Annotated in this window: 11 protein-coding genes; 5 read left to right on the top strand and 6 right to left on the bottom strand. The window is 54.1% G+C overall.

All coding sequences use genetic code 11. The annotated features are described in order from the left end of the window. Positions 1-256 precede the first annotated feature (256 nt). Positions 257-1,135 carry an aromatic amino acid DMT transporter YddG gene (yddG, locus tag ACOT0L_RS08625; protein WP_368995271.1) on the bottom strand — a complete coding sequence of 293 codons (879 nt, stop codon included), beginning with the start codon at positions 1,133-1,135 and terminating at the stop codon, positions 257-259. A gap of 220 nt (positions 1,136-1,355) precedes the next feature. Here yddG and fdnG point away from each other — a divergent pair, with 220 nt between their 5' ends. From fdnG to fdnI, 3 genes are read left to right on the top strand one after another with little or no spacing between them, the layout of a single operon-like run. Next, the gene (gene fdnG, locus ACOT0L_RS08630) at positions 1,356-4,403 is read left to right on the top strand and encodes a formate dehydrogenase-N subunit alpha (RefSeq protein WP_148103175.1); all 3,048 of its coding nucleotides are present in this window, start codon (positions 1,356-1,358) and stop codon (positions 4,401-4,403) included. Between the two features lie 11 nt (positions 4,404-4,414). Continuing rightward, complete coding sequence (fdxH, locus tag ACOT0L_RS08635; protein WP_003857048.1) at positions 4,415-5,299, top strand: formate dehydrogenase subunit beta; 885 nt, start codon at positions 4,415-4,417, stop codon at positions 5,297-5,299. Next, a complete protein-coding gene (fdnI, locus tag ACOT0L_RS08640; RefSeq protein WP_023300174.1) occupies positions 5,292-5,948 on the top strand; it encodes a formate dehydrogenase-N subunit gamma in 657 nt (218 codons plus the stop codon). The genes fdxH and fdnI overlap by 8 nt, the downstream gene beginning before the upstream one ends. 51 nt (positions 5,949-5,999) lie before the next feature. On the opposite strand, the gene ACOT0L_RS08645 is transcribed toward fdnI, so the two are convergent. Further along, entirely contained in the window at positions 6,000-6,323 is a 324-nt protein-coding gene (locus ACOT0L_RS08645) for a CcdB family protein (protein WP_022648204.1), read from the bottom strand. 289 nt (positions 6,324-6,612) lie between these two features. Then, positions 6,613-7,431, bottom strand: a complete 819-nt coding sequence (gene ppk2 / locus ACOT0L_RS08650; RefSeq protein WP_032671172.1) for a polyphosphate kinase 2 — start codon at positions 7,429-7,431, stop codon at positions 6,613-6,615. Between the two features lie 161 nt (positions 7,432-7,592). Between ppk2 and araJ the strand changes: the two genes are divergently transcribed. Then, entirely contained in the window at positions 7,593-8,768 is a 1,176-nt protein-coding gene (gene araJ, locus ACOT0L_RS08655) for an MFS transporter AraJ (RefSeq protein ID WP_023306256.1), read from the top strand. A gap of 39 nt (positions 8,769-8,807) precedes the next feature. On the opposite strand, the gene ACOT0L_RS08660 is transcribed toward araJ, so the two are convergent. Further along, positions 8,808-10,010, bottom strand: a complete 1,203-nt coding sequence (locus ACOT0L_RS08660; RefSeq protein WP_032624210.1) for an NAD(P)/FAD-dependent oxidoreductase — start codon at positions 10,008-10,010, stop codon at positions 8,808-8,810. A gap of 130 nt (positions 10,011-10,140) precedes the next feature. Between ACOT0L_RS08660 and ACOT0L_RS08665 the strand changes: the two genes are divergently transcribed. Further along, a complete protein-coding gene (locus ACOT0L_RS08665; RefSeq protein WP_022648200.1) occupies positions 10,141-10,650 on the top strand; it encodes an RrF2 family transcriptional regulator in 510 nt (169 codons plus the stop codon). A gap of 39 nt (positions 10,651-10,689) precedes the next feature. Here ACOT0L_RS08665 and adhP read toward each other — a convergent pair whose 3' ends face one another. Both adhP and ACOT0L_RS08675 read right to left on the bottom strand, forming a co-directional pair. Next, positions 10,690-11,700, bottom strand: a complete 1,011-nt coding sequence (adhP, locus tag ACOT0L_RS08670; protein WP_023306254.1) for an alcohol dehydrogenase AdhP — start codon at positions 11,698-11,700, stop codon at positions 10,690-10,692. Between the two features lie 205 nt (positions 11,701-11,905). After that, positions 11,906-13,615, bottom strand: a complete 1,710-nt coding sequence (locus ACOT0L_RS08675; RefSeq protein ID WP_126502990.1) for an ABC-F family ATP-binding cassette domain-containing protein — start codon at positions 13,613-13,615, stop codon at positions 11,906-11,908. Positions 13,616-13,760 lie beyond the last annotated feature (145 nt).

Raw genomic sequence — 13,760 nt, forward strand, 5'->3', positions numbered from 1 at the left:
AACTGTTTTTTAAAAGAAACATCCAGAAATAAACTATTGCACTATGTGCTATATAGCACGGGAATATTGGGGTTGAATTAATTACATGCGTTGTCAGTTTATGTCAATTTCCACAACGGATCTGACTTTCTATGAGTACTCTATACAAAAATAGAAATACATACGAATGTTATAAATAATATTCTTTACTGTGATCACATATTAAAATAATGTTAATTTTTACCGGGCATAATTCGTGCCCGGTAAAATTAAAATGCTATTTGCGGGTGGCATACCAGCAAAGTAATGATCCGGCGCAAACCATTAATGCCCCTTGCCAGAATGAGAATGAAAGCGGAGAGCTCAGCAAAATAGCCGCCAGCGCGGCAGAGAGTACCGGGGTGAAGTAGGAGACGGCCGCAAGCACCGTGACGTTACCGTGGAGGATCCCAATGTTCCAGGCGGCGTAGCCAAAACCAAGGGCAACACCACACATCAACAGTTTCACGACTACCGGCACGCTGAATACCATTTCGGGCTGATCGCTGACGGCATATTTGACCCACAGGCTCAGGGCGGTCAGCAGGACGAAAAGAGTAATGCCATTTTGCCCTCTGGCATACCTGCTGGTGACGGTGCAGTAGGCGGCCCAGATAAAGGCACCGGCAAATGCCAGCCCGTAGCTCAGCGGGCTGGAAACGATGTTTTGCATGATGTCGTGAACGTGCAGCCCGTTTTCGCCGCCTAAGACCCAGCCCACGCCCAACAGGGAGATCGCTAAGCCGGGGATCACCCACAGGGTGGATTTTTGTCCGTTGAACAAAATGGCGAACACAATCGTCAGGCTTGGCCAGAGATAATTGACCATGCCCACCTCAATTGCCTGCGAGCGCGTCGCGGCAAAGCCAAGCGACAGGGCAAGGCACATTTCATAGCTGACAAACAGGACGCTGCCCGCAATGAGATAGCCTTTCGAAAACCGTTTAATATCAGGGAAACCTACCGTCGCCAGACACAATAATCCGCTGACGGTGTAGATCATCGCTGGGCCCCCCACCGGGCCAAGTCCCTCACTGAGGCTGCGGATGAGACCCACCATGGTGCTCCACAGCAGTATGGCCACCAGGCCAATCAGCGTTGCTCTTTTTCTGTCCATTACCCTGCCAGTCTCATAAAAATCAAAGGGTAAACTTATAGCATCTAACCCATTCACCAGGCGAATTTTCTGTTTCGCGGTTAACCAGAAAGGAGTAATAAATCATACCGGCGGTGACTATTAAGGGGGCGAAGTTCGGCGACCTTGATTTGACGCAAAAAAAACAGGGGCTTTGCTGTTAGTTTGCGGCGCGAAGTCTTATCAGATAACGAGGACAGCAATGGACGTCAGCCGCAGACAATTTTTTAAAATCTGCGCGGGCGGTATGGCCGGAACAACAGCCGCAATGCTGGGATTCGCTCCCAAAATGGCGCTGGCTCAGGCACGCAACTATAAACTGCTGCGCGCGAAAGAGATCCGTAACACCTGCACATACTGCTCCGTGGGTTGTGGGCTATTAATGTATAGCCTGGGTGATGGCGCGAAGAACGCCAAAGAAGCGATTTATCATATTGAAGGGGACCCGGACCATCCGGTGAGCCGCGGGGCGCTTTGCCCGAAAGGGGCGGGGCTGCTGGACTACGTCCACAGTGAAAACCGTCTGCGCTATCCGGAATATCGTGCGCCGGGCTCTGATAAATGGCAGCGCATCTCCTGGGACGAGGCCTTCTCCCGTATTGCAAAACTGATGAAAGCGGATCGCGACGCCAACTTTATTGAAAAGAACGATCAGGGCGTGACGGTAAACCGCTGGACCTCCACCGGGATGCTGTGTGCATCTGCGGCAAGTAATGAGACCGGCATGCTGACGCAAAAATTTGTGCGCTCCCTCGGCATGCTGGCGGTTGATAACCAGGCGCGCGTCTGACACGGACCAACGGTAGCAAGTCTTGCTCCAACATTTGGTCGCGGTGCGATGACCAACCACTGGGTTGATATCAAAAACGCAAACGTCGTGGTGGTGATGGGCGGTAACGCCGCTGAAGCCCATCCGGTGGGATTCCGCTGGGCGATGGAAGCGAAAAACAACAACGATGCGACGCTGATTGTCGTCGATCCACGCTTTACGCGTACGGCATCGGTGGCTGATATTTATGCGCCGATCCGCTCCGGTACGGATATTACGTTCCTTTCCGGCGTGCTGTTGTACCTGATCGAAAACAATAAGATTAACGCGGAATACGTTAAGCATTACACCAATGCCGGCCTGCTGGTGCGGGAAGATTTCGCCTTCGAAGATGGCCTGTTCAGCGGCTATGACGCAGAGAAACGTCAGTACGATAAATCGTCCTGGAACTATCAGTTCGACGAAAACGGCTACGCGAAACGCGATGAGACCCTGACCGATCCGCGCTGCGTGTGGAACTTGCTGAAACAGCATGTTTCCCGTTATACGCCAGACGTGGTGGAAAACATCTGCGGTACGCCGAAAGCAGACTTCCTGAAAGTATGTGAAGTGCTGGCCTCCACCAGTGCCGCCGACAGAACAACCACCTTCCTGTACGCGCTGGGCTGGACGCAGCATACCGTGGGCGCGCAGAACATCCGTACCATGGCGATGATCCAGCTGCTGCTCGGCAACATGGGGATGGCCGGTGGTGGTGTGAACGCCCTGCGCGGACACTCCAACATTCAGGGCTTAACCGATCTCGGCCTGCTGTCGACCAGCCTGCCGGGTTACCTGACCCTGCCGTCGGAGAAGCAGACCGACTGGCAAAGCTGGCTTGACGCCAACACGCCAAAAGCGACGCGTCCGGACCAGGTGAACTACTGGAGTAACTACCCAAAGTTTGCCGTCAGTCTGATGAAATCGTTCTACGGCGATGCGGCGCAGAAAGAGAATGACTGGGGCTTTGAGTGGTTGCCGAAATGGGATCAGGCTTACGATGTCATCAAGTATTTCAACATGATGGATAAGGGCGACGTCACGGGGTATATCTGCCAGGGCTTTAACCCGGTGGCGTCATTCCCGGATAAAAACAAAGTCGTTCGCAGCCTGAGCAAGCTGAAGTACATGGTGGTTATCGATCCGCTGGTCACCGAAACGTCTACGTTCTGGCAGAACCACGGCGAGTCTAACGATGTCGATCCGGCATCCATTCAGACCGAGGTGTTCCGACTGCCATCGACCTGCTTTGCGGAAGAGGACGGTTCTATTGCCAACTCTGGCCGCTGGCTACAGTGGCACTGGAAAGGTCAGGATGCGCCGGGTGAAGCGCGTAATGATGGCGAAATTCTGGCCGGTATTTACCATCGTCTGCGCGAGATGTACCGCACCGAAGGCGGCAAAGGCGCAGAGCCGCTGCTGAAGATGAGCTGGAACTACAAGCAGCCGGATCATCCTGAGTCTGAAGAGGTGGCAAAAGAGAACAACGGCGTGGCGCTGGCCGATCTATACGATGCCAACGGCAATATGGTGGCGAAGAAAGGCCAGTTGCTCAATAGCTTCGCGCTGTTGCGTGACGACGGCACCACGGCCTCGTCCTGCTGGATCTACACCGGCAGCTGGACGGAGCAGGGTAATCAGATGGCCAACCGTGATAACGCCGATCCGTCAGGCCTGGGCAACACGCTGGGCTGGGCATGGGCGTGGCCGTTGAACCGCCGCGTACTGTACAACCGTGCCTCCGCAGACGTGAACGGTAAGCCGTGGGATCCGAAACGCATGCTGATCGAGTGGAACGGCACGAAGTGGACGGGGAACGATATCCCGGACTTCAACACCGCCGCACCGGGCAGCAACACCGGGCCGTTTATCATGCAGCCGGAAGGGTTGGGACGTCTGTTTGCCATCGACAAGCTGGCGGAAGGGCCGTTCCCGGAACATTACGAGCCGATGGAAACGCCGCTCGGCACTAACCCGCTGCACCCGAACGTAGTTTCCAGCCCGGTAGTGCGTATCTATGAAGATGACGTGCTGCGTTTAGGTAAAAAGGACAAGTTCCCGTATGTCGGAACTACCTACCGCCTGACCGAGCATTTCCATACCTGGACCAAACATGCGCGGCTTAACGCCATCGCGCAGCCGGAACAGTTTGTGGAGATAAGCGAAACGCTGGCGAAGGCGAAAGGCATTGCCAATGGCGATCGCGTGACGGTGAGCAGCAAACGCGGCTTTATTCGCGCGGTAGCGGTGGTCACCCGTCGTCTGCAAAGTCTGAACGTACACGGCCAGCAGGTAGAAACCGTCGGCATCCCGCTGCACTGGGGCTTTGAAGGGGTGGCGCAGAAAGGTTACATCGCCAATACCCTGACGCCAAACGTCGGCGATTCCAACTCGCAAACGCCGGAGTATAAAGCGTTTCTGGTCAACATCGAGAAAGCGTAAGGAGCGATTAAATGGCGATGGAAACACAAGACATTATTAAACGCTCCGCGACCAACCCGATAACGCCCGCGCCTCGCGCGCGGGACTACAAGGCAGAAGTCGCCAAGCTGATCGATGTCTCCTCCTGCGTGGGCTGTAAGGCCTGCCAGGTGGCCTGCTCGGAGTGGAACGATATCCGCGACGAGGTGGGGCACTGCGTTGGCGTTTACGATAACCCGGCTGATCTGAGCGCCAAGTCCTGGACGGTGATGCGCTTTAGCGAAACCGACCAGAACGGCAAGCTGGAGTGGCTAATCCGTAAAGACGGCTGTATGCACTGTGAAGATCCGGGCTGCCTGAAGGCATGCCCGTCTGCGGGTGCAATTATTCAGTACGCCAACGGGATCGTCGACTTCCAGCAGGATAACTGTATCGGCTGCGGCTACTGCATCGCAGGCTGTCCGTTTAATATCCCGCGCCTCAATAAAGAAGATAACCGGGTCTATAAATGCACGCTGTGTGTCGATCGCGTCAGCGTCGGACAGGAGCCTGCCTGCGTGAAGACCTGTCCTACCGGGGCTATCCACTTCGGCACCAAAAAAGAGATGCTGGAAGTGGCGCAGCAGCGGGTGGATAAGCTCAAAGCGCGCGGCTATGACAAGGCCGGGATTTATAACCCGCAGGGCGTGGGCGGTACGCACGTCATGTATGTTCTGCACCACAATGACCAGCCGGAGCTGTATCACAATCTGCCGAAGGATCCGGCGATCGATACCTCAATCAACCTCTGGAAAGGGGCGCTTAAGCCGCTCTCAGCGGCGGGCTTTATCGCCACCTTTGCCGGGCTGATTTATCACTACATCGGTATCGGGCCGAATAAAGAGGTGGATGACGACGAGGAGGAGCATCATGAGTAAGTCGAAAATGATAGTGCGCACAAAATTTGTCGATCGCGCCTGTCACTGGACGGTGGTCATCTGCTTCTTCCTGGTGGCGGTATCCGGCATTTCGTTCTTCTTCCCGACGCTACAGTGGCTAACGGAAACCTTCGGGACACCGCAGATGGGGCGCATTCTGCATCCGTTCTTCGGCGTACTGATTTTCGTGGTGCTGATGTTTATGTTTGTACGTTTCGTTCATCACAACATCCCTGACAAGCAGGATATTCCGTGGCTAAAAGGGATTGTTGAGGTTCTGAAAGGCAACGAGCATAAAGTCGCGAAGGTGGGCAAATATAACGCCGGGCAGAAGATGATGTTCTGGACCATCATGAGCATGATTTTTGTGCTGCTGGTGACCGGGGTGATCATCTGGCGTCCGTATTTTGCGCACTATTTCCCGATTCAGGTGGTGCGTTATGCGCTGCTGATCCACGCGACCTCGGCCATTATTCTGATCCACGCCATTCTGATCCATATGTATATGGCATTCTGGGTGAAAGGATCGATTAAAGGCATGATTGAAGGGAAGGTGAGCCGCCGCTGGGCGCAGAAGCACCATCCTCGCTGGTACCGCGACATTGAGCGTCTTGAAGCGCAAAAAGAGAGTTCGGAAGGGTTGAAGTAAACCTCGCGCCGTCGGCATTGTCCGGCGGCGCTGCGCTTGTGCGGCTTTTAGCTACGTATTGGTAATTAACGCATCAATTCCTGCAAGAACACTGCTTCTTGCACTGCGCAGATTACATACATAATCCTTATTATTAAGTTTTTTTGTCTCCACGTGTGTGATGTTGGCTGTATTAAGAAAATATGTCTGGAATTCAAGGTTCACCAGTGGCGTTGCAGCGTTTGAATATCCTCTTAAATGATTGTGATAGCTTAACGGGACAATAAGTCTCGTTGATAAGTCGTCATAATAATCGTGCTGAATAATCATAAAATAGGGTTGATATTCACACGTTCTGTTTGATGGATTGCGGTAAACGTCAAACTGAAAACACATCAAAGCCCTCCGAAATAAGGGTCATCCGATAATAGCCCGGCTTTGGCCGTTAATTCATTCAATGCTTTAATAAATCCTTGATCCTGTTGACGCTGCCGCTTGAGCTCTCCTGCTGTAGAGAGTGGGCGAGGTCTATTCCCCGTAGGGCGCTCTGTCGTAGCACATCTTTCTGTGCGGTTCGGTTTCATGTTTTCTCCTTTGTTGGTGCGGTCATTATCAACCGCAGCCAACAAAAAACAATACTGTTTCCCCTGGTAATCTACATTATGCGAGCCGTCTTCCAGTAATATCAAAACCGCTCTGCAATATACCGGAAGGGATATTTTGTTGGCTTCACTTTGCCGATCTTGCGTTTCGGTAAATCCACCTTGTCAACGTGAATTTCTTTATAGGGGATCTGGGAAAGCAGATGCGAAATAATATTCAGCCGCACCCGTTTTTTATCTTCTGAGCGCGCCACAAACCACGGCGCCCAGGCGGTGTCTGTCGCTTTAAACATCGCGTCGCGGGCGAGGGTATATTCATCCCACAGATTGAAAGATTTAATGTCCATTGGAGACAGCTTCCAGATCTTGCGACCATCATTAATGCGATCGCGCAGGCGGCGTTCCTGCTCTTTTGGCGTTACTTCAAGCCAGTATTTCAACAATATGATCCCGGCATCGACCATCGCTTTTTCCATCACCGGCGTTCCATCAAGAAATTTTTCGGCCTGCTCTTCGGTACAGAAACCCATTACTCTTTCCACGCCTGCGCGGTTGTACCAGCTCCGGTCAAAAATGACGATTTCACCGGCAGAGGGCAGATGGGGAACGTAACGCTGAAAATAGAGCTGACTTTTCTCTTTATCGGTGGGGGCCGGTAACGCAACAACGCGAAACACCCGGGGGCTGACGCGTTCGGTGATGGCTTTGATGGCGCCGCCTTTACCCGCGCCGTCTCGCCCTTCAAAAACAATACAGACCTTTAACCCTTTGGCGACCACCCATTGCTGGAGCTTAACCAGTTCAACATGGAGGCGGCGAAGCTCTTGCTCGTACGCTTTGGTTTTGAGCGGCGCGTTTTTAACGACATCATCAACAACACGGGTTTTCTTCTTACTGACCATGGCGGGTCTCCCTATGGGTCCGGTCGCGGGATCGAGGCCGTACTAAGCGTGTAATCGGCCTGAATGAATGGATTAATGTGTCAGAAAGCTGATTTGAACTGGTTCACCATACAAGTTTAATCAATAATGCACGCTGCGTATTTTTTAACAGTGGTCGCGGTATGAAAAAAACAATTTTTTCGTTAGCACTGGCTACCTTTGGCCTGGGGATGGCTGAATTTGGCATCATGGGCGTGCTGACAGAACTGGCTCATGATACGGGCATTTCGATTCCCTCCGCCGGAAATATGATTTCGTTTTACGCTTTTGGCGTAGTGATCGGCGCGCCGATTGTGGCGCTGTTCTCCAGTAAATTTTCGCTGAAAACAACGCTGCTGTTTCTGGTGGCGATGTGCGTCGTCGGTAACGCGCTCTTTACCTTCTCTGACACCTACATAGGGCTTGCGGCGGGGCGCTTAATCTCTGGTTTCCCGCATGGCGCGATTTTCGGTGTGGGGGCGATAATCCTGTCAAAAATTGCGCCACCGGGTAAGGTGACGGTTGCTGTAGCAGGGATGATTGCCGGGATGACCGTTGCCAATTTGCTTGGCGTCCCGCTCGGGACGTGGCTGGGACATGAATTTAACTGGCGTTACACCTTCTTTTTGATTGCCGTCTTTGATGCGCTGGTGATCCTCTCTGTTCTGCTGTGGGTGCCAGACATTCACGACACGACAACCACCCGGCTGACAGAACAATTCCACTTCCTGAAAAAACCGGAACCGTGGCTGATTTTTGCCGCTACGATGTTTGGCAATGCCGGGGTGTTTGCCTGGTTTAGCTTCGTGAAGCCGTTTATGGTCAACGTGTCAGGCTTTTCCGAGGGCGTCATGACCGCGATCATGATGCTGATGGGGCTGGGCATGGTGCTGGGTAATGTTTTCAGCGGCAAGCTGTCGTCGCGCTTTAGCCCGCTGCGCATTGCTGCCACCACCGACATGGTGATTGTGGCTTCGCTGCTGTTACTGTTCGCGTTTGGCGAGCTTAAAACAGCTTCACTGGTAATGGGGTTCGTCTGCTGCGCCGGGCTGTTTGCGCTCTCTGCGCCGCTGCAAATACTGCTGCTGCAAAATGCGAAAGGCGGCGAGATGTTGGGGGCCGCAGGCGGGCAAATGGCGTTTAACCTCGGCAGCGCAATAGGCGCGTATTTCGGTGGAATGATGATTACGCTCGGCTTTAGCTGGAGCTATGTCACGCTTCCGGCAGCGATCTTATCCTTCTCAGCAATGACCTCTCTGTTGATGTACGGTTTTTTATGTGCCAAAAAGCGTCAGGCCAACGCAGGAGCGCTGGCCTGATTTCACGCTTTGCCCGCTGGTCGCGGGCACAGGAGGGGACTACACGAATTTCGCCAGTGGGTCAGCGGCGGCAAATGCGACAGCTTTGTCTGCTGCTGGCGGGTAAATCAGTTCGTTGGTGATGGCGACTTTGATCTTTTTGCCTTCCTCGCGCACGGATTTAACACGCTGTTCCCAGCCCTCGGTGTACACCGCGCCCCAGCCACCCAGATCCAGACAGGTGACGTAATTCACCTGACGGTAAGGGTACGGCTCCAGATTTAACAGGCTGGCAGCTGCGTTATGTCCGGCGAATTTCCCCAGCTGGATCGCGTGCTGGCAGGTCATCAGTGCCGTGTTGCCCGCATCGTCCGTTTTGGCGTGAGCCATATCACCCGTCGCGTAAACCTCCGAATGCGCAGGGACCTGCAACGTGTCGGTGACGATAAGGCGTCCCTGAGTGTCGCGTTCCCCGTCAATTTGCAGGCTGAGGGGGTTAGCTTCTACCCCTGCCGTCCACACTACAGTCGCGCTGGCAATGCGCTCTCCGTTTTTCAGCGTCACGCCGCTGGCATCAATAGCTTCAATTTCACTGTTTAAACGCCATTCAACGTCCAGAGCGTTGCTTGCTTCTTCAATGGTGTTACGCAGCGCCTCGCTGTAACGCCCGCCAATGGTTGCACCTCTTTCAACTACGATCACTTTAGTCTTTGTATCGGCGCCGAAGCGGGTGCGAAGACGATCAGGGAGTTCCGTTGCCAGCTCAATGCCGGTAAAACCGCCGCCACACACGACCACGGTATTGCGTTCTGGGGTGGAGGGGCGCGAAACCAGCGAATCAAGATGTTGCTCGAACAGCCTGGCGGAGTCGAGTTGGTCGATATCAAATGCGTATTCAGTCAGACCGGCAATCGGCGGACGTTTAGTCTGGCTACCGGTTGCGAGGATCAGACGTTCCCAGTTGACTTCGGCAATGGCGCCGTTTGAATCGCGATACAAAACGGTTTTAGATGAGGTATCAATACGTTGTGCTTCGCCCGAAATAAAGGCAATACCCAGCTCAGCAAACAGTTCGGTCAGTGGCGCGACCATCGTCGACACGTTCTCTTCATAAAAACGTGGACGAACGCGCAGTTCCGGCACCGGGGCCAGCACGGCAATGCTGAGGCTATTATTACCTTCCAGAGCAGAAAGACGCGCGGCGCTGACCGCAGCCCACATACCGGAAAACCCACTACCCACAATTAAAATCTGCTTTTTCATACTCGATCCTTTTGTTCGTCAGGCTGTGTGTCTGACATAACTGCCACTATACTTGTCGGAGTTAACTGCGACAACTTCTTTCTGAGTTAAAATTCGTTATAATGCAGCGAACAATGACCCGGAGTGAGCCATGGCGTTTTACAGTTCTGGTGTGGAATATGGCATTCATAGCCTGATGTGTATGGTGGATGCAAAAGGCAATGAGCGTGAGATGAGCGTCCGGGAGATGGCGGCCTTGCAGGGCGTACCGTACGACTATCTTGGGAAGATTTTCACTCGTTTGTCACGCGCGGGGCTGGTTATCAGCACCGAAGGCAAGGGGGGAGGATTCCGGCTGGCGCGTCCGGCAGAGCTGATCAGCGTGCTGGACGTGGCGCACGCCATCGACGGCGATAAGAATATGTTCGAATGTCGGGAAGTGCGTCAGCGCCTGGCGGTATTTGATGAAACGCCACCGGCCTGGGTCTGTGACGGACCGTGCGGGGTGCGATCGGTTATGGACAGCGCGCAGCAGCGGATGGAAGAGGAGTTAGGACGCCATACCATCCTGGATCTGGCGCGGAAGATGTATCGAAAAGCGCCGGACACGTTCCAGATCGAGGTTCAGGAGTGGATTTCCGATCGCCGTTCGTCTACGTGACAGGCCGGGCAGGGCAAACCCGCTACCCGGCCACCGCGGTTAAGAACGTAAATCAATCACCATACGGCCACGGATCTGGCCCTGTTCCATCTCTTTAAAGATGGCGTTGATATCTTCCAGTGGGCGCATCGTGACTTTCGGAACCACCTTACCTTCAGCCGCAAACTGGAAGGCTTCGAGCAGATCCTGACGAGTACCCACCAGAGAGCCCACCACCTGAATCCCATCCAGGACCAGACGTGGAATATCCAGGCTCATCGCTTCCGGCGGCAGGCCAACAGCCACCACGCGGCCTCCGGCGCGAACCGCGTCAACAGCAGAGTTGAAGGCCGCTTTCGCTACCGCCGTCACCACTGCCGCATGTGCGCCGCCGGTTTTCTCCTGAATCACTTTTGCCGCATCTTCACTGCGGGAGTTCACGGTTAAGTCTGCGCCCATGCTGGCAGCGAGCTTCAACTGCTCGTCATTCACGTCAATGGCGATAACTTTCGCATTAAAGACATTTTTGGCGTATTGCAGTGCGAGGTTGCCCAGACCGCCAAGGCCATAGATCGCAATCCACTGGCCGGGTTTGATCTCAGAGACTTTTACCGCTTTGTAGGTGGTGACCCCAGCGCAGGTGATGCTGCTGGCCGCCGCAGAGTCCAGCCCCTCCGGGACTTTAACCGCGTAATCCGCGGTCACGATGCACTCTTCTGCCATGCCGCCGTCGACGGAGTAACCCGCGTTTTTTACGTCACGGCACAGAGTTTCGTTGCCGGTATTACAATATTCACAGTGGCCACAGCCTTCGAAGAACCACGCCACGCTTGCACGATCGCCAACTTTCAGTGACGTGACGCCCGGACCAATCTCTTTGACAATACCAATCCCTTCATGGCCGAGGATCACCCCGGTCTTGTCGCCAAAATCGCCATTTTTAACATGGAGATCGGTATGGCAAACGCCACAGCACTCCATCTTCAGCAGCGCTTCACCATGTTTGAGCGCGCGTAAGGTTTTCTCTGTAACGTTAACCTGATGATCCTGAGTGACAACAGCAGCCTTCATGTGTTTCTCCTTTTACTAATGAGTATCTGCATAGCAGGTGTAATACCCATTAAGGATTAATACTTTGGCGCTGTAATGCAAGGCAACCGCAACATAATGTCATCAATTAATTCAGTTTCAGATTAAGAATACGGTGATCCTCTAATAATCAGTAGGGGAAAACGCTAACGTAAAAAACCCGGCGTAACGACCGCCGGGTACAGATTTATAGTTGGGCTTCTATCTCCTCAATCTCTCTTCGCCATTGCGCCTGCAACTGCGGTTTTTGGTGTTTTGGCTTGCGCGCCAAATCCTCTTCCAGCAGCATTTCCAGGGCAACCAGGCGTTCGAGCAGATCGTCAGACGCTGAAGGTGGTGCCTTCGATGCAGTCTTCGATGCCCCAGGCACCACCGGACCGGTGCCCGCACGCAGGCGCTCAAACACCGCCTCCGCATCGTGCCATTCGCTAAGCCTGCCGTCCTCAATCAGCCAGTAGCGGTTACAGCTCTGGCTAATTAACTGACGATCGTGGCTCACCAGCAGCACTCCGCCTTCAAACTGTTGCAGTGTTTCCGCCAGCGCCTCTTTGCCTTCCATGTCCAGGTGGTTGGTTGGCTCATCCAGCATCAGAAGGCTATAGCGAGCAAGCGTCAGGCCGATGAACAGCAGGCGCGAACGTTCCCCACCGCTCAGCGTCCTGACTTTTTGTCCGTGTCGCGCCCACGGGAACCCGGCACTGATGAGGGCCATTTTACGGGTCTGCGGATCTGGCGCGAAAGGCTCCAGCGCGTCAAAGATTGTTGCCTCCTCCGAAAGCTGATTCAGCGTCTGATCGTAATAGCCTGGCGACACGCGAGGATGAAGTTTCAGGCCAGTCTCTGAAGGTTCACCTGTGAAATGCCGCCAGATAAGCTTCATCAGTGATGATTTGCCGCAGCCATTACGCCCGACGATAGCCACGCGATCGCCACTTCTAAGCCGCGCAATGTCGACGTGAAACAGCTCAGACAGGCCAGGCTCAGGCGCTACGCTTAGGTTTTCCATCTCCAGTAGCCGGTCTGCCCGCAGGGCGTCACCGCGCAGGGTTAATGTCCACGGACTGCCTGCGGTGAGCTCTGTCTGACTCTCCTTAAGCCGTTCGACCTGCTTTTCCATCTGTTTGGCTTTGCGGGCCAGATCTTCGTTATCGTAGACCTTGCCCCAGGTGGCCAGCCGTCTGGCACTGGCGGTTACGCGATCAATCTCCTTTTGCTCCGCCTTATGCCGCAGCGCATCACTTTCGTCTTTGGCTACCAGCGCCTGACGCGCGGCGGTGCAGGGAAGGGCGAAGTAGTGCAACATCTTATCGCGCAGGATCCAGCTGCCGTTGGTGACGGCATCCAATAGTTGCCTGTCGTGTGAGACCAGCACAAAGCTGCCGGACCAGTTCTGTAAAAACTGTTCCAGCCAGAGCAGGGTCGGCAAATCGAGGTGGTTACTCGGTTCGTCCAGCAGTAACAGATCTGGATCGCCGATCAGCGCGCGCGCCAGCAGGAGACGCGTGTGCTGCCCGCCGCTCAGCGTTGCCGACGTTAAGGCCATGTCCTGCGGTGTAAAGCCCATACCCGCCAGCAGCGTTTCAGCTTTCCAGTGCAGACTCTCGCGTTCAGTCGCGGGCAGTTGCGCCAGCACGGCATCCAGCATGGTCAGGGGATAAATGGCTTCTGGCAGGTGTTGCTCAACGCGCGCCATCAGACAGTATCCGGCCAATGCGACGGTTCCGGCAGCAGGGGAGTCTGTGCCGTCCAACACCTTCAGCAACGTACTTTTGCCGCAGCCGTTGTCGCCCAGCAGGCCAATACGGTCGCCTTTTTTCAGCGTAAAGGAGAGGGAGTCGAACAGCGTGCCAAACGCCGTATCAACACGTAAAGATTGTGCAGTGAGTAAAGTGCTCATTGTTGCTTACCCAAGAGTTACAGGCATGTTTATGCCTCGTCAAACATCGCTGACGATAACTCAGTAAGCCCGAGAGAAGGGATTTCAGGGGTTGGTGTCTTCGCTCAAGCGGAAGTTATCGCAGCACGATACCGATAACGCTTGA

The organism is Enterobacter cloacae complex sp. XAL002 (assembly GCF_049236805.1).
GTDB lineage: Bacteria > Pseudomonadota > Gammaproteobacteria > Enterobacterales > Enterobacteriaceae > Enterobacter > Enterobacter intestinihominis.

Bases quoted from the DNA above. Each gene is read 5' to 3' on its own strand.
- ppk2 (WP_032671172.1), bottom strand. From the start codon at position 7,431: ATGGTCAGTAAGAAGAAAACCCGTGTTGTTGATGATGTCGTTAAAAAC.
- ACOT0L_RS08645 (WP_022648204.1), bottom strand. From the start codon at position 6,323: ATGTGTTTTCAGTTTGACGTTTACCGCAATCCATCAAACAGAACGTGT.
- adhP (WP_023306254.1), bottom strand. From the start codon at position 11,700: ATGAAGGCTGCTGTTGTCACTCAGGATCATCAGGTTAACGTTACAGAG.
- ACOT0L_RS08665 (WP_022648200.1), top strand. From the start codon at position 10,141: ATGGCGTTTTACAGTTCTGGTGTGGAATATGGCATTCATAGCCTGATG.
- yddG (WP_368995271.1), bottom strand. From the start codon at position 1,135: ATGGACAGAAAAAGAGCAACGCTGATTGGCCTGGTGGCCATACTGCTG.
- ACOT0L_RS08660 (WP_032624210.1), bottom strand. From the start codon at position 10,010: ATGAAAAAGCAGATTTTAATTGTGGGTAGTGGGTTTTCCGGTATGTGG.
- ACOT0L_RS08675 (WP_126502990.1), bottom strand. From the start codon at position 13,615: ATGAGCACTTTACTCACTGCACAATCTTTACGTGTTGATACGGCGTTT.
- fdxH (WP_003857048.1), top strand. From the start codon at position 4,415: ATGGCGATGGAAACACAAGACATTATTAAACGCTCCGCGACCAACCCG.
- fdnI (WP_023300174.1), top strand. From the start codon at position 5,292: ATGAGTAAGTCGAAAATGATAGTGCGCACAAAATTTGTCGATCGCGCC.
- araJ (WP_023306256.1), top strand. From the start codon at position 7,593: ATGAAAAAAACAATTTTTTCGTTAGCACTGGCTACCTTTGGCCTGGGG.